Genomic DNA, 19293 nt, shown 5'->3' on the forward strand with positions numbered 1-19293 from the left:
GCGCGGGAATAGTTACCGGACAAACTACCCAGAAAACAGAGATAACGACACCAAGTACGGCGTTCGAAGAGTAGAGCGGTGACCATAACCCCACCTAAGATGAGTAAGAGGAGGGTTCCAGATCCTCGGGGAGATTCAACGATTCCCCAAACGTGATCAGACCAGGTGATGAAGATGAAGGTAATATCGATGATCCAGAGACCGTTCTTGCGGATAAAATTTGGAACCTTGAGGTTTGCTCCGAATAACTTTTGTGTCAAATCACTCACCCAGGCAAATGGGCAAATTCCACACCAAAACCGACCAAGGAGAAAGAAGAAAAAAGGGATTAGTGGCCACCAAAGAACCCAAGTGGCGGCAGTACCGAAGTTATCATGGGCGAGTGTGGGTCCTGCTAACGTTTCAACCATGATAACGGCAAAGACCAAAACAGTGATCCATTGGAATATTCGAGGGAATAATGAACTTTTAAGAAAACGTTTGAGCCAAGGGTAATCAAGGAAGTTTATCGGTTGCTTTTTAGCAGACATACTGAGGGCCTCTACTTTCTTAGTTTTTCTTACGTTTCAACATTGCTGCAAGTAGTCCAACAATCACGACGACACCAGCGACACTACCAATTAAGACTAGATTGGGTCCGGATTTACCGACAGTTATGGGGAAATTTACAGTACTATCACCTAAAGGGGAAGAAATGGTAATCGCTTGATTCCATTGCCCAGGTTGGTTGAAGGTCATACCTTCCATCATGTAGGAACCAGAGTTCATAGTCATGCCACCCATGTTAGATTGTTCCTGCATGGCCGTACCACCTTGCGTGTCCATACTGGAAGACATAGTCATGCCATCCATGTTACCGCTGTTGCTTCCCGCGTTACTGGACATCATCGTAGATTTGCTCATCATGACTTTGGCACCAGTCACAGGTTGTCCAGTTGCCTTGTTTGTAATGATCATCGTCATAGTTCCTGCTTGGTTGGCCATAAAGTTTTCCGGGTTGGTTTGCATAATCACATGATAAGGTCCATCGTCTTGTTCTAGCTTTCCAGATGCAGCTAGTGTATTTGTGGCAAACAAGAGAGTTAAGAGTAATAGAGATAGGGAAAGAAGAATCTTCTTCATTGGTTTTCTTGGATAATTCATTAAACACACTCCTCTAAAAATATTGACGGCCAATCTAATTGCAAAAGCGATGCCAAGTTGCGCTTGGTTTGTGATTATGATGTAATAGTAACTGGGTCCAGAAACGACTCCAGTAAGGATTTGATAGCACATTCGACTTTTCGAAAAATTATTTGATACTCACAAATGACTTTCAAAGCGTATTTTGAAGTCTTCTAAGAGGTGGATAATTGGCTGTAGTGTGGGATAAAACACAGTGTAGTGTGTCTTATCCTACATCGACTTCTTACTCCACAAGCTAACCATAGAAACGAAGTAAGATTAAATTTATCCATGGCTAACCGCCCCTGGATAAGTTCAACTAAACTTCAGAAGGAGTAAAAACTCCACCTGAAGTAAGTTTTCTTTATGTGGGATATTGCACCGATGACATTGAGTATGCTCTCTCAATGGTCGTTTCATGGCTGAAAAGTAATATCCTTAACATTGTAATAATTTTAAGGGAAGTGGAGAGAGTGCGCCGGATTTTAGTCGCGGATGACGAGGCCAATATGCGCTGGGTTCTAGAACGGGCCTTAACAAAAGCTGGTTACGAAGTGGAAACGGTGGAGGATGGGCAACTCGCCTTAGATCGAGCTCTGGCAGAGCGTCCGGATCTTGTCCTTGTGGATTTAAAAATGCCGAAGATGGACGGCTTAAGTGTCCTGCACATATTGAAAGAGCGTTATCCAGATTTACTGATAGTCATGATGACTGCACACGGAAGCACCACCACTGCAGTTGAAGCCATGAAGGCTGGAGCCCAGGATTATTTGATGAAACCTTTTGATATAGACGAACTGTTGATCACAGTGGCCAAGGCCTTTGAAGTAGAGAGCTTGCGCGAGCAGGTGGATTATTTGAAAGGAGGGGCTCAGCACGGTGGTTGGCAGTTGGTGGGGGACAGTGAGGAGATACAAGCCGTCAAACATCTAGCCGAACGGGTTGCCCCAACGCCAGCAACGGTACTTATTCAAGGGGAGTCGGGCACGGGAAAGGAACTGGTGGCCCAGGCCATTCATACCTTAAGTCCGCGCGTTGATGGACCTTTTATCCGGGTGAATTGTGCAGCATTGACAGAGAACCTCCTGGAAAGCGAATTGTTTGGACACGAGAAAGGGGCTTTTACAGGGGCCCACGCTCGCAAAACAGGGCGGTTTGAATTAGCCGATAGTGGGACGCTTTTTCTCGATGAGATCGCTGAGCTGTCGTTTAATGTTCAAGCCAAGTTGTTGCGGGTACTCCAGGAGCGGACGTTCGAGCGAGTTGGCGGAGAGAAAACCATCAAGGTTGACGTGCGGATTATTGCTGCGACGAACCGAGATTTACTTAAAGAGGCTCAAGAAGGACGCTTCCGAGAGGATTTATATTACAGACTTAATGTCTTTCCAATTTCTGTGCCTCCATTAAGGGAACGTAGGGAGGATATTTCTTTGCTGACCGAACATTTCTTGGGAAAATTCAGGACCTATGGGGGAAGCAAGACTCTTGGTCCAGGAGTCCTGTCTCACCTTATGGCCTATACCTGGCCGGGAAATGTGCGCGAACTGGAAAATGTCGTGGAACGCATGGTGATTATTTCCCAAGGGGTAGTGATCGGGATGGATAGTTTGCCCCTCTTTGATACATCTTCAAAGTTGGCGAAGAACCCAGGATCCTTTGTACTACCGCCCGAGGGAGTTTCCCTCGAAGAGATCGAGAAATCCTTTCTTCATCAGGCCATGGAACAAACGGGAGGAAACCAGAGTCAGGCGGCAAAACGGTTAGGACTTTCCAGGCATGCCTTTTTATACCGTTTAGAAAAATACGGAATAGATCCTCACTGGGGTATTTAGATGAAGGAATAAAGTTTAGAGAATACGTTTGGTTCAAGGAAACAAGGAAAGGGTGGAGATTTTGTTTTGCTGAATCTCAAACACGAACCCTCTGATCAAAATCAATCCCGAACGCTCTTTGACCTCATCGCGATCGGGATTGTTATGGCGATTCTGACGGCCATTCATTATACAAATTACCAATACGAAATGAATTATCACATTTTATTGCAGTTCGCGTACTATCTTCCGGTAATTTATGCAGCCATGCGTTTTGGTCCTGCTGGGGGAATCCTATCTGGCTTGGTCATTACGCTCCTCATCTTACCGTTTATGACGCATTTCCATGCCATGAACCCATCCGCCATTTATACACAATGGGTGGAAATTGGCCTGATTAACGTCATTGGCTGGTTGACAGGATTTCTGACTGGACAGGAACGGAGGGCAAAACGCAAATATCAAATTGCCTTAACTGTTCAAAAGGAATTGGTGAAGAAGTTAAAGCAAGAAGGTCTGGAACGTGAACGATTAGAAGAGGAAATCCGACAAACGGAACGGTTAACCGCCCTGGGGCATATGAGTGCCGGGTTGGCCCATGAAATACGCAATCCCTTGGGAATTATGAAGGTGAGTATCCAACTCTTAGCGCAGGAAAAAGTCGACGATGGAGTCGTTTCGGAATACTGTCGGGTACTTCTGGAAGAGTGCGAACGGCTAAATCGCTTGGTGAGCGTGTTTCTAAGCTTTGCCCGTCCTAAGGAACCGGTACGCGGAAGGATTCCGCTGGGGAAAATCTTAGACGAAGGCGTTACCTTGATCCAGCCCGCCCTACGGCAACACCATATTGAGTTAAAGCAAGCACGAAGCCAGGTTGATGAGCAAGAGGTTGAGGTAGACTCGGATCAGATGAAGCAAGTGATCCTGAATATTTTACTTAATGCCATCGATGCCCAGGGGGAAGGTGGTGTGATCCAGCTAGAAGGGGCTCAGCAGGATGGATTTGTTGGCTTCGCCGTCAGTGACGAGGGACCCGGTATTTCGCCAGACGCCATGCCCTATATTTATGACCCGTTTTTTACGACGAAGGAAAAAGGGACCGGGTTAGGGTTATCCGTTGTGCACCGCATCCTTGATCAGCATGGGGGGAAGATATCCGCTGCGAATCGGAGGGAACGAGGGGTTCGGGTGGAGATACTGTTGCCCTTAAGTTAAACGAGGAATGTAAAAGAGCCACATGTGTGGCTCTTTTACGAATAAATGATGCTGACCAAAATGGGTGTCCGCTTTTGCTTGCGAGATTGAATATCGTGACGTTGTACCCATAAAATGGTATAATGACTACAGATAAGATAAAAAGACAAGTACAATTAAGGTAAATCCATATCGTTCCAGTATCGCGGGAACAAAACAATCGATTTGGCCTATTAAAGTATTTGAAAATTAAGGGAGAGAGTTAATTATGCCCTTATCACAAGAAACAAAAAAATACACGTTTGCAGACTACTTGACATATCCGGAAGATGAACGATGGGAAATCATTGACGGCGTACCTTATATGCAAGCGGCACCAGCACCTGTACACCAAGAAGTACTTACAGAATTAGTGAGACAAATGGCTAATTATTTAACAGGCAAACCCTGCAAAGTTTATCCCGCTCCTTTTTGTGTAAGATTGCCATTAGGTAATGAAAAAAATGAGAGGGAAGTTAAAAACATTGTTGAACCTGATATATCCATTATCTGTGATAGATCCAAAATTGATGATAAAGGCTGCAATGGGGCACCAGATATGATCATTGAAATCATTTCTCCTTCATCAATAAAAATGGATAGGGTTGTAAAGTTTAACAAATATGAAAAAGCCGGTGTTAAAGAATATTGGATTGTCGAACCTGATCAAAAACTCGTTAGCGTAGTTGTATTGCAAAGTAATCAAAGATATGGCAGAACTGAACTATATACAGAAGATGATAAAATAACGGTATCCATATTTCCAGACTTAATAATCGATTTGAGTGTAGTTTTTACTTCATAATAGATTATTTCAGACGAAAACTATTCATTCTGAATGGTGCCAGCCACACGTGATGTGTGGCTATTTTGTATTCTGCTATCTGTAATGATTGGACAGTTGAGGGAAGCAAGAGAACCGTCCCGTTGCTTCCCTGTTGTTATTTGATAAAGCCCTGAGACTTGAGCCACTCACTAGCAACGTCTTTGGGATCCTGTTTGTCGACATCTACTTTAGCATTTAGTTGTTGCATTGTCTCATCACTCAATTTGCCGGCAAGAAGATTCAGAGCATCAGCAATTTCTGGATGTTTTTTCAAGGTATCGTCGCGAACTACAGGGGCGGCATAATATGGTGGAAAGAAGTGCTTATCATCAGTAAGTGATACTAGATTGAAAGCAGCAATTCGTCCATCGGTAGCAAATGCATCATTTACATCGGCATTACCTGTTTTTACGGCATTATAAGTTAATCCTGCGTCCATACCCTTTGTGGATTTGAAGTGAAGTCCATAGGCTGTTTCAAGTCCTTTATAACCATCTGCTCGTTCTAGAAATTCCGGTTCACAGACTAAAGTCATGTTAGGAGCTTGTTTAACCAAATCAGTAAATGTTTTAATTCCATTTTTTTCGGCTGCAGCCTTGGTCATAGCTAAGGTATAAGTATTATTAAACCCAAATGGTTTAAGCCAAGTTATTTTTTTCTGGGCTTCATATTCTTGTTTAACTTTCTGGTAGACTGCATCCGGATCAGTCATCGGTGCGTCTTTGAGTTGCACCGTCAAAGCTGTTCCGGTATATTCGGCATACAGGTCAAGATCGCCACGGTCAAGAGCCTCTGAGACAACCAGCGTACCGCCTAAATTAGGTTTAGTCACAACCTTTAAATTAGTTTTGGCTTTGATAAGATCTGTCATCATGTAAACTAGGATGTTTTGCTCCGTAAAATTCTTTCCCCCGATGGTAATCGTATCCTTGCTTGCACCACACCCGACGACACTGAACACCAGAAGCACGGATGTTAAAAGAACACCTGCCAATTTACTTTTAGATCCTTTTTTCATCCAATTTCGTTTCAAGATAAATTCTCCTCCTTCTTATTAACATTTTTGCGTATTAGCCTTTTTTCCTTTGGGAGTAACCTTTGGGAGTAACCAGATCTTCAATCCTTTTAAGCACGAAATCAAAGACCAAGGCCAAAATGGCTGCGGGTATAGCGCCGGCAAGAATTAACTCAGTACTGGCCATGGCAATTCCGCGATAAATCAAATCCCCTAAACCGCCGGATCCAATTAGCGTTGCAATGGTAGCTACGCCGATAATCAGAACCGTTGATGTCCTGATTCCAGCCATGATAATTGGAAGTGCGAGTGGAATCTCCACCATGAGTAAAACCTGTCGCGGTGTCATTCCCATTCCTTTACCGGCTTCAATCGCTGCCTGGTCAACACCGGTAATCCCCGTATAAGTGTTTCGCAGAATCGGTAATAATCCATAGATGGTCAAGGCGATAACCGCCGGCAAAAAGCCAATTCCAAAGAGGGGAATCATAATCCCCAACAGCGCAAGGCTCGGGATAGTCTGAAATACTGCAGTTACTCCTATGATAGGTTCCGCCAACTCGCGATGCCGAGTTAGAAAGATTCCCAGCGGAACAGATATTAAAGTAGCAATAAACATGGACAGGGCTGTCATCTCGATATGCTGTCCGGTTCCAATGAGAATATCAGGTAGGCGTTCCTGAAGAACATTGAATAACGGCATCTATCTCGCCCCCCCTGGTATTTCATTCTTGACATGTCTATGAGCCATCACATCGACCAAACTAGCCCGAGTCACAACGCCCAAAAGGTTATCATCAGAAGTAACTACCGGCAGATAAGCCACACTGTGCTTGCTCATTAATTCGATAGCCTCTGCCAGAGATTTTCCCTGCTCAATGCGTGGCGTATCTTTAAGAATAATATCCTTCAAAACCAGATTCTCCTCTTGGAAATTCTGCTGTATTTCCCAAATTCGAACAGTGCCAAGAAATTTAGGACCATCTACAACCAGCAAGCTATCGACCCTATGGGTCTGCATGACTTTAACTGCAGCAGCAAGCCCTCGGTTTGGTCCCGCGGTCACGGCCTTTACCATAACTTCTTCCAACTCAGGTAAAATACCCACCTGATCTAGACGTTTCTCACCTATAAACGATTGTACAAATTCATTGGCGGGATGTCTTAATATTTGTTCTGGTGCTGCTATCTGAACGATCTTGCCGGTATGCATCATACAGATTTTGTCGGCAATTTTCAGGGCTTCATCCATATCATGAGTGACAAACACGATTGTTTTTCTGAGTTCTTGTTGTAGTCTGATCAGTTCATCTTGCAATTGTTCACGACTGATTGGATCTAAGGCGCTGAAGGGCTCATCCATTAAAATTATTGGTGGTTCAGCAGCCATCGCCCGGATAACACCAACACGCTGTTGTTGCCCCCCACTAAGTTCGGTTGGGAATCGATCCCGATATACCTTCGGATCCAGACCCACTAATTGAAGTAGCTCATCAACTCGCCTGAGATACTTTGCTTTTTCCCATTTTTTCAGTTTGGGGACCAGCGCGACATTCTCTCCAATTGTCAAATGAGGTAAAAGACCAATATGTTGAATGACATAACCGATATTACGGCGTAATTCGACCGGGTCCTGGGTATAGATGTTTTGACTATTAACCCAAATTTCACCCTTAGTTGGCTCGATCAAGCGGTTGATCATTTTCATGGTCGTAGTTTTACCACATCCACTGGGCCCGATCAGAACAAACAATTCTCCTTCCTCAATCTTAAAGCTTAGGTCATTTACGGCCTGGAACCCATCCGCGAAGACCTTGGAAATATTTTTAAATTCAATCAAAGGCTTCTCTCCTCCTTCCAGCTTTTATAGAGTCTTACAAGATAGACCAGACAACTCGCAACATAGCACAAAGTTGTGAGTTGTCTATATAAGCATACTATATCATCTCAGATTCATCAACCCCTAAAAACCATGGTTTTTTTGTTAACAAGTTAGAATGGCAGTAAACAGCTTCCTTTTCAGGAAATTGTTCTTTTGTAATGTATTGTCTAAACATGAAACGAGAGGAACTCCATCCGGTAAAACGGCGAATTGTCGGGTCCCGATGTGCAGATTGCTTTTTTCGTATTGGGATTTCTTCTAGCCTCGTAATGGTAATAGAATATTGTTGTCCATGTAAGTACTTTAATTTATCACTTCAGTGCAATCTAATAACAGAAATAGGGATTGACAGTGCATTCTGAAAAAGCTAAAATCGTATTAGAAAATGTAACCGTTTACATGAGGGAATACCTGTCATAATATCAAAGTGGAAAACTCTATGAAGAAGCCAAAATAGCCTATACAGAGCCTTATTTCAGCGGAATTCGCAACGAAAGTATAGACAATCAGGTATTTACAAGCAAGATATTAAACACAGTGTTGTAACAAAAATGTAACCGATTACAGAGAACGAATAGAGGGTGGGGCTCGTGGCGACGATTAGAGATGTTGCTCGTTTAGCGGGGGTGTCTGTTGCTACAGTCTCCCGAGTGATTAACCAAAAGGACTCCGTGAATTCCGAGACCGCAGGACAAGTACTGAAAGCGATTGAGCAACTTCAATACGAGCCAAATGCTGTAGCTCGGGGCTTGGCGGGCAAGAAGATGGGGATCATTGCCTTAATCTTGCCGGATATTTTGAATCCTTTTTTTCCTGCTTTGGCCCGCGGGGTCGAAGATGTGGCCCATAAGAAAGGTCTAACGGTTATCTTAGGCAACTCAGACGATCTTGGTTTAAAAGAAAGTTCTTATATCAAGGTCCTTAAGAAAAAGTATGTGGATGGCTTCATTATCGCTTCGAATACCATCCGTGAAGAGGATGTCGAATCGTTAAAAAGAGAAGGAATTCCGGTTGTGCTGTTGGATAGAGGCCTGAATACTGCAACCTGCCCAGTTATCCGCTCTAACAATCGAGAGGGGGCAAAACTCGCCCTTCACCATCTAATGGAGCAGGGCTGTCAGAGAATCGCTCATATTTATGGACCACAGGAATTTTTCACGGCTCGAGAGCGGTTACTTGGATATGAGGAAGTTGTCGGAGAATTAGAGGGGTATTCGCCCAGTCTGATGGTCTCGGGAAACTTTGATATCGAGAGTGGCCGAAAAGCTGTGGAACAGCTTCTTGCTCGTCATCCTGATGTTGATGGAATTTTTGCCGGAAATGATCTCATGGCGGTAGGGGCTCTCAAAGCCTTACATGAACGAGGAATCCGGGTCCCGGAAGAGGTCAAAGTCTGCGGATTCGATGGGATTGGCTTAACTGAGATTACCGAGCCGGAATTGACGACCGTGGCCCAGCCGATTTATGAGATGGGAGGATTAGCTGCTCGGATTTTGCTGGACGAAATCGAGAGGGGAATCCGTGAGAATACAATCATTGAACTGGACGTTACTTTAATTCCCAGAAAATCAACCCAAAAGGAGGAGACCTAAATGGACTTACGGCCTAAGATTGTTGTCATCGGTAGTTTAAATATGGATTTGGTCGTCAAAGCCGTGCGTGCTCCGAAACGTGGAGAAACGGTGATGGGGGAAGAAATTCATTTCATTCCCGGTGGCAAAGGCGCAAACCAGGCGGTGGGTTTAGCCCGTTTAGGCGCTGAGACCACAATGATCGGAGCGGTTGGGTCAGATGCTTTTGGAGAGAAACTTAAGAAGGCCCTGCAAAAGGATGGCGTAAATACTTCGAGCATTAAGGTACTCGATTCAGAAGCCACAGGTGTTGCCTCGATTCTCCTAGCTGAAGGGGATAACAGTATTGTGGTCGTTCCAGGGGCAAATGCCCAGTGTTTACCTGAGGATTTGGATCGGTATGAGGAAAAAATCACCGAAGCGGATCTTGTTCTCCTACAATTAGAAATTCCACTGGAGACCGTGGAGTACGCGATCAAGCTGGCACGAAAGCATGGGAAGACCGTGATGCTCAATCCAGCCCCAGCCCAAAACCTGTCTCAGGATCTACTCAGCAAGGTGGATTATTTAACCCCCAATCGTTCTGAACTTGCCTTGCTTACTGGGATGTCCGAAGAGTCTACGATCGCTAAAGGAATTGAGCAATTATTGGAGGTTGGAGTTTCCTGTTGTGTCACGACTCTGGGAGCAGAGGGAGTTGCTTTTAGGGAAAAAGGCGGCAGCTTGGTTAAAGTTTCAGGTAATAAGGTCCCCGTGGTGGATACTACGGGAGCGGGAGATGCCTTTAATGCTGGCTTGGCGTATGCTCTAGCCCAGAAAGAGTCCATTCGGGAAGCCGTTGAATTTGCAGTACAGGTTTCGGCCCTTGCCGTTACAAAATTTGGAGCTCAGGGCGGGATGCCAACGTTAGCCGAAGTTGAAAAATTTCAGGAGGGATGAAGATTGAAGAAAATTGGAATCTTAAACAGTGAAATTTCCCGTGTGATTAGCGAGCTCGGGCATATGGATATGATCGTGATTGCTGATGCAGGGTTACCGATTCCTCTTCATGTCAAAAGGATTGATTTGGCTTTGAAAGAAGGAATTCCGTCGTTCATTGAGACCGTTGAGACCGTCCTTCAGGAAATGTGTGTGGAAAATGCTTATTTGGCTCAAGAAATGGAATCGGCGAGCCCTACCAAAAAGGGTGAGCTGATTGCGGTTCTACCCGGTGTTCCGATCAAGGTCATCACGCACGAAGAGTTGAAAGCCTTAACTCATCAGGCCAAGGCTGTGATCCGCACGGGTGAGTTTACTTCCTTCGCGAATGTCGTCTTAGAGGCGGGCGTAATTTTCTAAAAATTCAAAGGAGGGATTTGGGTATGACGGATCTCTTGACGATGGAGGGCATCAACAAGAGTTTCAGTGGAGTAAAGGTGTTAGAAGATGTTCAATTTTCACTCCGCCAAGGGGAAGTCCATGCCTTGATGGGAGAGAATGGAGCGGGTAAATCAACCCTGATGAAAATCCTTTCTGGAATATATAGTAAGGATGCTGGCTCTATTCAGATTCACGGAACAGAATCCATGGCTTCTTCGCCTAAAACTGCGCAAGCTTTGGGAGTGGCGATCATCCATCAGGAACTTAACATGATCCCCGATCTATCCATCTTAGAAAATATGTTTCTAGGGCGCGAATTTAAATGGGGTCGGACGGGATTTGTTAACTGGCCCAAAATGCGCTCAGAAGCGAAGAACTATTTACAGCAACTCGGGATGGATTTGAACCCAGATCGTCGAGTGGGGGAACTTTCCGTTGGACAGCAGCAAATGGTGGAAATTGCTAAAGCACTTTCCATGCACGCGAAAATTCTCGTTCTCGACGAACCGACGGCGGCTTTGACCAAACGAGAAATCGAAAAACTCTTCCAGCTCATTGCGACCTTGAAAACCCAAGGGGTGGGAATGATCTACATTTCCCATCGTATGGAGGAAATCTTCCAAATCAGTGATCGTATTACTGTGTTGCGGGATGGGCGCTATATAGGCACTCGGGATACGAACGTCACAACGATGGACGAGTTAGTGCAGATGATGGTTGGGCGGGAGATCAAAGAACGTTTCCCTAAGGTAGAAACGGAAATTGGGGAAGAGCGTCTTCGTGTGGAAGCGCTATCTCAAGAAGGAAAACTCTATGATATCAACTTGAGTGTGCGGGCTGGAGAAATCCTAGGAATTTCGGGTTTAATGGGAGCCGGTCGGTCAGAATTGGTCAAAGCTCTGTTTGGCGTAGGGAAGTATCAAGGGAAGATCTTCTTGAATGGTCAACCTGTGACGATCAAGAATCCTACGGATGCAATTAGAGTTGGTATGGCGTTGATTACGGAGGATCGGAAAGGGGAAGGTCTTGTCCCCGACCTCTCGGTTCGAGAAAACTTAGCGTTGCCTAATTTGCGCTCCCTGTCGCGCTTTGGATTTATCAGCCATCGGATGGAACAGGATTTTGTGGACGACAGTATTCAGAAGCTGAAAGTCAAAGTCCATCATTCCGGGCAATGGGTGAGTTCTTTAAGTGGAGGAAATCAGCAGAAAGTCGTGATTGGGAAGTGGCTGGCGACTCAGCCTAAAGTTTTAATCCTAGATGAACCGACACGGGGTGTGGATATAGGGGCGAAACGGGAAATTTATGACTTGATGAATCAACTCGTTCAAAAAGGGGTTGCCATCGTCATGATTTCCTCAGAACTTCCGGAGGTCCTCGGAATGAGCGATCGAGTCTTGGTCATGCATGAAGGACGAATCACTGGGGAATTCTCACGCGAAAACGCAACTCAGGAAACGATTATGATTGCTGCTACAGGAGGGAAAAGTCATGGGTAAAGTGCGGGGAAAAAGTGGGATTTTGCAGCGCATGGGACCCCTTGTGGGTTTGATTCTTATCGTCTTCATCTTATCAATTATCAATTCAGACTTTCTGACCGTGGGTAATATTTTTAACGTCCTCCGTCAGGTTTCAATTAATGCCTTGATTGCCTTTGGGATGACGTTTGTCATTCTGACGGGAGGAATCGACCTGTCTGTCGGTTCAATCATTGCACTTTCGAGTGCCTTTGCTGCAGGAATGATGGCCACAGGAATGAACGCCTGGCTCGCGATCGGGGTAGGCGTGTTGTCTGGGACTTTGATGGGAACCGTGAACGGAGTCGTCATTGCTCGAGGAAAAGTCGCACCGTTTATTGCCACTCTAGCGACCATGACGATATTTCGTGGCTTAACCTTGGTTTACACGGAAGGGAAACCGATTACCGGACTTCCAGACGCTTTTGGCATGATCGGACGGGGGTATCTCTTCCAAATCCCGATGCCCGTGATTTGGATGCTGGTAGCCTTTGGGGCACTCTATGTCATTTTGAAATTTACGTCCTTTGGCCGCCACGTTTTTGCCCTGGGAGGAAACGAAGAAGCGACCCGACTTTCCGGAATCAATACGAGTCGAGTCAAAGTCCTTGTTTATAGTATTAGTGGTCTGATGGCTTCTCTGAGCGGGATTATCCTGACTTCGCGCTTGAATTCTGCTCAACCAACAGCAGGGACGTCCTATGAACTCGATGCGATTGCGGCCGTAGTATTGGGAGGCACGAGTCTTTCAGGAGGTAAAGGTTGGATTGCAGGAACCTTAGTTGGGGCCATGATCATTGGGATTCTAGATAATGGCTTGAATCTCATGAATGTTTCATCTTTTTACCAACAAGTCGTCAAAGGCGGGGTCATTCTGCTGGCGGTCCTGCTGGATCGGTCGAAAGGGAAGTAATCAAGTCCTGAGTAGAATGGGTAAATTTGATGTTCTCCAACTGAATGGAATGACGGTTTCTTCAGTTGTGGACATATAGGTTCTCTAAGAGGGGAGGATGCGATGGCTCAGTAACGATTGTACACTCATAAGTTTGCTGGTGCTCATCTAAAGGAATACTTGGTGGCACGTGCCACCCTATAAGGAAGGAAGAGAAAGAATGAAAAGAAAACATAGTGTATGGATGATGATCCTCGTAGCTCTTATGGCGGTTAGTCTCATTGGTTGTGGAACGACCCAATCTAATTTAGAAAACAAAGACACGGCTAAACCTGCGGGTAAAATAACCATCGGTTTTTCGGTCTCAACTTTAAATAACCCCTTCTTTGTGACCCTCAAGGATGGTGCTGACAAAGCAGCTAAAGCCGCTGGTGCCGATCTAGTGGTCGTGGATGCGGGCGATAATACCGCCAAGCAAATCAGCGATATTGAAGACTTAATTCAGAAAAAAGTCAGTGTCCTTCTTATTAACCCAACGGACAGTGCAGCGGTTGTTTCAGCCGTGGAATCGGCTAACAAAGCTAACATTCCGGTCATCACAGTTGACCGGGCTTCTAACGGGGGTAAAGTAGTTTCTCATATCGCATCCGATAACGTAAAAGGTGGCAGCATGGCTGCTGACTATATTTTGAAAACCTTGGGTGACAAAGGGAACATTGTTGAGTTGCAAGGAATTGCTGGAACGTCCGCAGCACGTGATCGGGGTCAAGGTTTCCATAATGTCGTCGATGGCAAAGCTGGCGTGAAAGTTGTAGCTTCTCAACCAGCCGATTTTGATCGCGCTAAGGGATTAAAAGTTATGGAAAACATCCTTCAAGGAAATAAAAACATCCAAGCAGTGTTTGCCCACAACGATGAAATGGCTTTAGGAGCTCTCAGCGCTATTCAAGCAGCGGGCAAGAACAACATCTTGGTGGTTGGTTTCGATGCTACCGATGACGCTGTGAAAGCAGTCAAAGACGGAAAAATGGCAGCTACAGTCGCTCAAAAACCCGATCTAATTGGTAAAACTGCGTTAGAGACTGCCCTGAAAGTGGCTAAAGGGGAGAAAGTTGCCGCGAGTATCCCAGTTGAGTTGCAACTGATTACGAAGTAATAGAGATCAAGAAGAGAGGTCGGAGCAAGTGCTTCGGCCTCTTTTTTATACCAGTCAGAAAGCAAAGGGATGCAAAGGGACGGTTCTCTTGCTTCAAAAATGAAGCAAGAGAACCGTCCCTTTGCATCGAAAAAAACAATTTAGTATAGTATTGACTACTTGAATAATCAATACTATACTAAAAATACTATACTTAGGATACTTAATTTTAGAAAGGTTATCACAATGACACGAAAATACAACCATTATTGTCCTGTGGCATTTTCACTAGAGGTAATCGGCGGCAAATGGTCGTTTCCCATCATTCGAGATCTTCTGACTAAACCACAACGGTTCAGTGACTTGTTGCAATACTCAAGTAACATCACGCCAAAGTGGCTTACGCTCACATTGCGACAGCTCGAGGAGGCGGGCATTGTTGCACGGGAGGAACAGCTAGGCCACCGCGAAGTCTGGTACAGGCTAACTCCGGCAGGAGAAGACCTTCGTCCTGTGGTTGAAGCAATGAAGGAGTGGGGATTAAGGCACGCAATGCGGCCGCCGTTGCCTGGAGAAGTGGTTCGCCCAGATCTTGCAATAGGTACCCTAACAGATTCCCTCAATAAACGTGGCCGTAAGTTGCCACAGCCTGCAACTTGGCTGATGTGTTTCACGCACGGTGGGACCCATGTCTTGTCTTTTGACGGTGACCGATGGTCAACACGTAAAGGAGAGGAAGCAGACACTGATGTCAAGGTGACAGTATCCCCTGAAGCGTGGGCGACATTCCTTGCTGTCAAACGGAGCGAGCGAGATCAGTTTGTTCAGTCTATGCAGCTCGTTGGTACACCCGAACGTGTCGAGGAGTTTTTGCGGACCTTCGTCGCGAGGAAATAAGAGGAGGGTTAAAATTGAGCGAATGGAAAAAGACCGGTTGCGTACTTTGTGGTCAAAATTGTGGTCTCGAGGCGTTGGTGGAAAACAACCGAATTGTTAAGGTCAAACCAGACAAAGATAATCCCCGCAGCCAGGGATATGCTTGCCGGAAAGGGCTCAATATCGCTTATCACCAGCATCACAACCAGCGACTTACGCACCCGTTAAAAAAAGTGGGGCATGATTTCGTTCCCATCTCCTGGGACCAGGCACTGACGGAGATAGCGGAGAAACTTCGCTCTATCGTTGATGAGCATGGGCCCCGTTCGCTGGCCTTTATGGGTCTGGGCGGCCTTGGTGGTCATTCTGAAGCGGTTTTCGGACTTCGTCTTTTACGTTCTCTGGGCTCCCAGTATTACTACAATGCTTTGGCGGGTGAACTAACTGGTTTGTACTGGGGTTATGGACGAACCATAGGGAGACAATACAATTTTACCATACCTGATCACCACCAGACCGATATGCTGGTTGCAATTGGTTGGAACGGTTGGATGAGCCATCAAATGCCCCAGGCCAGACGGTTTCTTGACCAAATGTCCAAAGACCCCGACAAACTGTTGGTGGTCATAGATCCGCGACGTTCGGAGACGGCGGAAAAAGCGGATATTCATCTTGCTTTGCGTCCTGGTACCGATGCACTGCTAACCCGCGCTTTGATTGCCATCATTTTACAAGAAGGATGGCAAAACCAAGAGTATATTGACTGCCATGTCAGTCAGTTTGAGCAGATCAACGCCTGGTTTAGGGAATTTGATGCTCGGGAGGCCTGCCAGGTATGTGAACTGGACTTTGATCAGGTCAAAGAAGTGGCCCAGCTTTTTGCCACACGTAAATCATCGCTCCATGCGGACCTTGGGGTATTGATGGGCAGGCATAGCACGGCGACTACATATTTAGAGATCATTCTACTCGCCATCTGTGGGCGGCTTTTCGTACCGGGAGGGAACGTTGTTCCAGGTTATTTAATGACCATGGGAGCGCACACGGATGATCGGAATCCCAAATATTGGAGAACTGTGGCGACTGGATTCCCTGCTCTTCTCGGCATGCATCCGCCCAACGTAATGCCAGAAGAAATTAATAATGACCACCAGGAACGGCTGCGCGCAGTGCTCATCTCTTCCAGCAACCCCTTGCGCTCTTTTGCCGATACCACGGCCTATGAACAAGCCTTCTCGAAGCTGGATCTATTGGTCACGATTGACATAGCCATGACGGAGACAGCCATGATGTCGGATTACGTTCTGCCTGATCGCTCGGTTTATGAGCGTTGGGATACCACTTACTTTCAGATGAATTATCCCGAGATTTACTGCCAGATGCGCAGGCCGATCGTGGAACCGGAGGGTGAACCCCTTGAGGGAAGTGAGATCTTCACTCGTCTGGCGGACAAACTGGGCTTTATTCCGAGTATCCCGGAATCATTGTATCAAGCAGCAGGAAAATCCCGACTGGAATATGGTCAGGCACTAATCGACTATATGCAATCCGACCCCAAGGCAGCAGCGACGATGCCCTTTGTGGTGGCCAAGACCCTGGGCAAAGAAATGGGCTCAGTTAACTTAGCCTGGATGTGGGCATTGCTGCAGACAGTTCCCAAGGGCTTTAGGGAAAATGCAGCCCGGGTCGGCTTCAAACCCGGTCTCACTATGGGCGATGACATCTTCCAGGCTATCATCAATCACCCTGAAGGGTTGTGGATCGGTAAGGTGGACCCGGAAAATAACTTTGCCAGCCTGCGTACAGAGGATAAACGTATAAATCTGTATATCCCAGAAGTTGAAGAATGGGTTAAAAGCATAACCCCAGAGGCTGAAGAAGAGCAATTGCAGTCTGATGGGGAGTATCCGTTTATTCTCCTGGCCGGAAGGCACACGGACATGAATGCCAATAACCTAATGCGCAATCCGGAATGGAACCGTGGGCGAAGAGCTTGTACCCTTGCCATGCATCCGGATGACGCCGAGCGGTTAGGTCTTAGCGACCAACAAATCGTGAAGGTTACCACTGAGGCAGGGACGGTAAACATCGAACTGGAAACAACCGCGGACACTCGCCCAGGAATGGTGATCATTCCGCATGGATTTGGGCTGGAATATAACGGGGAGACATTCGGTGTTGGCGTCAATCGGTTGACCAGGAACACTCACCGTGACCGCATCGCGGGTACCCCCTTACACCGTTATGTCCTATGTCGGGTGGAATCGTAAAGAGCATTCGGAATAAGGCTTTCTGCTTTGTCAGCTAGTACTTTAGCTTATCAACTTAAAGCGCCAATTATCCTTGTTAGCCCGGGGCACAAAGACTCGATGATTTTACAAAACGGTGGAGAAACGACAACAACACCTTCGGAAACGTTTACAGTGACAGAACCGTCGACTACAGGTTTCACCGTGGCGGTGAACCCGTCATTGAATGGTTTGAACGCAAATGATTTCATACTCCTAGATGGCTTCTATGATAATTGTAGTGTTACTATATGCCATATTTTTTCAGGCGATAAAGTAGAGTTGGACGAGAAATTCCCAGATATTTAGCGACCTTTGTCTGGTTATAATTATGCTTTTCCAATGCCTTGATGATAAGGTGTTTCTCCATCTCTTCCAAAGAGAAACCGTCCTCGGTAAGATTTATTGCAGGAGGTGTAGTTTCCTCTGTACTATTTAGTAATTCCTTGGGAAGATGTACCGGCTGAATTTCAGAACCCTGACAAACAATAAGTGCTCGTTCGATCGAGTTTTGGAGCTCCCTTATGTTACCAGGCCAGCTGTAACGGGTTAGAATCTTTATCGCTGCAGAAGAGATTTTTTTACTGTGGGAGGGATCAAATTTCTCGAGGAAATGATTAACCAGAAGGGGGATATCTTCCTTCCGTGATCTAAGCGGTGGCATGATGATGCGCATGACATTTAATCGATAATAAAGGTCTTCTCTGAAGGTTCCGTTAGAAATGGCCAGGGCAAGGTCTACATTAGTGGTGGCAATGACCCGTACATCGACATGGATCGTTTCAGTTCCCCCCACTCTTTCAAAACACCTTTCCTGTAGTACCCGCAGTAACTTCACCTGCATACTGATGGGCATTTCTCCGATCTCATCCAGAAAAATCGTACCTTTCTCTGCAATTTCAAAGCGGCCCTTCTTTTTACTGGTTGCCCCTGTATAGGCGCCTTTTTCATGGCCAAATAGCTCGCTTTCTAGCAGTTGTTCAGGAAGGGCCGCACAGTTTACCGCTACAAAGGGCTTATCAACTCGGTTGCTGGCTTTGTGTATTTCCACAGCAGCTACTTCTTTACCGGTTCCACTTTCACCTGTGATTAGAACTGTTGTATCAGTTTTTGCAACCTGTCGAATCAACAGGGCAACCTCTTTAATAGCATCGCTTTGGCCTACTAGTTTCCCATAGTTCTTACCTAATTCCTGACGCAAAAAATTAACCTGGTTTTCTAAATTAGAGAGATGTAAGGCCTGCTCAACCTGAACCTTTATTTCTTCGAGCTTAAAAGGCTTTGTAATATAATCCGTAGCCCCAATTTTCATAGCTACTATTGCAGTATCAATGGTCCCGTGGGCAGTAATCATAATTACAGGAATACTGGGGTTTATTTTTTTTAGTTCCTTTAATACCTCAATACCATCGATGTCTGGCATCTTCAAATCCAATATTACCATCGAGGGTTCGGTTTTCTGAGCCAAGGCAATACCTTGTAAACCCCTCGTGGCGGTAACCACCTGATAGCCTTCGTTACTTAGTGCCCTATCGAGGGCCCAGCACATTCGTTCTTCATCGTCAATTACCAGAATTCTTGGTGTCAAGAAGATCACTCCTGTCGCAAGATTGTGGTATTACAGGGAGATGGATAATAAAGGTTGATCCTTTGCCCAGTTCGCTTATCACATCAATCGTTCCGCCGTGCAATGTAATACTTTGATAGGATATCGATAGTCCAAG

The 19293-nt window shown here is 45.8% G+C and carries 18 protein-coding genes; 11 read left to right on the plus strand and 7 right to left on the minus strand.

Features of this window, described 5'->3' with window-relative positions:
- Both DSOL_RS23260 and DSOL_RS23265 read right to left on the minus strand, forming a co-directional pair.
- A partial coding sequence (locus DSOL_RS23260) for a 4Fe-4S binding protein (RefSeq protein WP_139314587.1) occupies positions 1-530 on the minus strand: 530 nt, incomplete at its 3' end.
- A 19-nt stretch (positions 531-549) separates the two neighbouring features.
- Positions 550-1143, minus strand: a complete 594-nt coding sequence (locus DSOL_RS23265) for a hypothetical protein (protein WP_075367132.1) — start codon at positions 1141-1143, stop codon at positions 550-552.
- Positions 1144-1637: 494 nt separating this feature from the next.
- Here DSOL_RS23265 and DSOL_RS23270 point away from each other — a divergent pair, with 494 nt between their 5' ends.
- From DSOL_RS23270 to DSOL_RS23280, 3 genes are all read left to right on the plus strand, one after another.
- Complete coding sequence (locus DSOL_RS23270; protein ID WP_075367145.1) at positions 1638-2996, plus strand: sigma-54-dependent transcriptional regulator; 1359 nt, start codon at positions 1638-1640, stop codon at positions 2994-2996.
- Between the two features lie 66 nt (positions 2997-3062).
- Positions 3063-4190 (plus strand): ATP-binding protein, encoded by a 1128-nt coding sequence (locus DSOL_RS23275; protein ID WP_235838971.1) that lies wholly within the window; start codon positions 3063-3065, stop codon positions 4188-4190.
- A gap of 247 nt (positions 4191-4437) precedes the next feature.
- Complete coding sequence (locus tag DSOL_RS23280; protein WP_075367133.1) at positions 4438-5013, plus strand: Uma2 family endonuclease; 576 nt, start codon at positions 4438-4440, stop codon at positions 5011-5013.
- Between the two features lie 136 nt (positions 5014-5149).
- Here DSOL_RS23280 and DSOL_RS23285 read toward each other — a convergent pair whose 3' ends face one another.
- From DSOL_RS23285 to DSOL_RS23295, 3 genes are read right to left on the minus strand one after another with little or no spacing between them, the layout of a single operon-like run.
- Complete coding sequence (locus DSOL_RS23285) at positions 5150-6067, minus strand: glycine betaine ABC transporter substrate-binding protein (protein ID WP_235838972.1); 918 nt, start codon at positions 6065-6067, stop codon at positions 5150-5152.
- A 37-nt stretch (positions 6068-6104) separates the two neighbouring features.
- Positions 6105-6752 (minus strand): ABC transporter permease, encoded by a 648-nt coding sequence (locus DSOL_RS23290; protein ID WP_075367134.1) that lies wholly within the window; start codon positions 6750-6752, stop codon positions 6105-6107.
- On the minus strand, positions 6753-7889 hold the full coding sequence (locus DSOL_RS23295) for an ABC transporter ATP-binding protein (protein ID WP_075367135.1): 1137 nt from the start codon (positions 7887-7889) through the stop codon (positions 6753-6755).
- Positions 7890-8521: 632 nt separating this feature from the next.
- Here DSOL_RS23295 and DSOL_RS23300 point away from each other — a divergent pair.
- The 8 genes from DSOL_RS23300 (at position 8522) to DSOL_RS23335 (ending at position 17551) form a co-directional block, all read left to right on the plus strand.
- Positions 8522-9523 (plus strand): LacI family DNA-binding transcriptional regulator, encoded by a 1002-nt coding sequence (locus DSOL_RS23300; RefSeq protein ID WP_075367136.1) that lies wholly within the window; start codon positions 8522-8524, stop codon positions 9521-9523.
- On the plus strand, positions 9524-10441 hold the full coding sequence (gene rbsK / locus DSOL_RS23305) for a ribokinase (RefSeq protein ID WP_075367137.1): 918 nt from the start codon (positions 9524-9526) through the stop codon (positions 10439-10441).
- Positions 10442-10444: 3 nt separating this feature from the next.
- A complete protein-coding gene (rbsD, locus tag DSOL_RS23310; RefSeq protein ID WP_075367138.1) occupies positions 10445-10840 on the plus strand; it encodes a D-ribose pyranase in 396 nt (131 codons plus the stop codon).
- 23 nt (positions 10841-10863) lie between these two features.
- Positions 10864-12360 carry a sugar ABC transporter ATP-binding protein gene (locus tag DSOL_RS23315; protein ID WP_075367139.1) on the plus strand — a complete coding sequence of 499 codons (1497 nt, stop codon included), beginning with the start codon at positions 10864-10866 and terminating at the stop codon, positions 12358-12360.
- Positions 12353-13291, plus strand: a complete 939-nt coding sequence (locus tag DSOL_RS23320) for an ABC transporter permease subunit (RefSeq protein WP_075367140.1) — start codon at positions 12353-12355, stop codon at positions 13289-13291. Before DSOL_RS23315 ends, DSOL_RS23320 begins: the two co-directional genes overlap by 8 nt.
- 199 nt (positions 13292-13490) lie before the next feature.
- On the plus strand, positions 13491-14426 hold the full coding sequence (gene rbsB / locus DSOL_RS23325; protein ID WP_075367141.1) for a ribose ABC transporter substrate-binding protein RbsB: 936 nt from the start codon (positions 13491-13493) through the stop codon (positions 14424-14426).
- Between the two features lie 225 nt (positions 14427-14651).
- The gene (locus tag DSOL_RS23330; protein WP_075367142.1) at positions 14652-15302 is read left to right on the plus strand and encodes a winged helix-turn-helix transcriptional regulator; all 651 of its coding nucleotides are present in this window, start codon (positions 14652-14654) and stop codon (positions 15300-15302) included.
- A gap of 14 nt (positions 15303-15316) precedes the next feature.
- Positions 15317-17551, plus strand: a complete 2235-nt coding sequence (locus DSOL_RS23335) for a molybdopterin-containing oxidoreductase family protein (RefSeq protein ID WP_075367143.1) — start codon at positions 15317-15319, stop codon at positions 17549-17551.
- Positions 17552-17816: 265 nt separating this feature from the next.
- Here the strand turns inward: DSOL_RS23335 and DSOL_RS23340 are convergent, their stop codons facing one another.
- Together DSOL_RS23340 and DSOL_RS23345 are read right to left on the minus strand one after the other, a co-directional pair.
- Positions 17817-19157, minus strand: a complete 1341-nt coding sequence (locus DSOL_RS23340; protein ID WP_075367144.1) for a sigma-54-dependent transcriptional regulator — start codon at positions 19155-19157, stop codon at positions 17817-17819.
- Positions 19132-19281 (minus strand): hypothetical protein, encoded by a 150-nt coding sequence (locus DSOL_RS23345; protein ID WP_427854450.1) that lies wholly within the window; start codon positions 19279-19281, stop codon positions 19132-19134. Before DSOL_RS23345 ends, DSOL_RS23340 begins: the two co-directional genes overlap by 26 nt.
- Positions 19282-19293 lie beyond the last annotated feature (12 nt).

Origin of the sequence: Desulfosporosinus metallidurans, from assembly GCF_001936615.1 — a bacterium.
Classification (GTDB): Bacteria; Bacillota; Desulfitobacteriia; order Desulfitobacteriales; family Desulfitobacteriaceae; genus Desulfosporosinus; species Desulfosporosinus metallidurans.

Coding starts and splice junctions, on each gene's coding strand:
- DSOL_RS23265 (WP_075367132.1), bottom strand. CDS start 1,143: ATGAATTATCCAAGAAAACCAATGAAGAAGATTCTTCTTTCCCTATCT.
- rbsK (WP_075367137.1), top strand. CDS start 9,524: ATGGACTTACGGCCTAAGATTGTTGTCATCGGTAGTTTAAATATGGAT.
- DSOL_RS23290 (WP_075367134.1), bottom strand. CDS start 6,752: ATGCCGTTATTCAATGTTCTTCAGGAACGCCTACCTGATATTCTCATT.
- DSOL_RS23280 (WP_075367133.1), top strand. CDS start 4,438: ATGCCCTTATCACAAGAAACAAAAAAATACACGTTTGCAGACTACTTG.
- rbsB (WP_075367141.1), top strand. CDS start 13,491: ATGAAAAGAAAACATAGTGTATGGATGATGATCCTCGTAGCTCTTATG.
- DSOL_RS23330 (WP_075367142.1), top strand. CDS start 14,652: ATGACACGAAAATACAACCATTATTGTCCTGTGGCATTTTCACTAGAG.
- DSOL_RS23315 (WP_075367139.1), top strand. CDS start 10,864: ATGACGGATCTCTTGACGATGGAGGGCATCAACAAGAGTTTCAGTGGA.
- DSOL_RS23320 (WP_075367140.1), top strand. CDS start 12,353: ATGGGTAAAGTGCGGGGAAAAAGTGGGATTTTGCAGCGCATGGGACCC.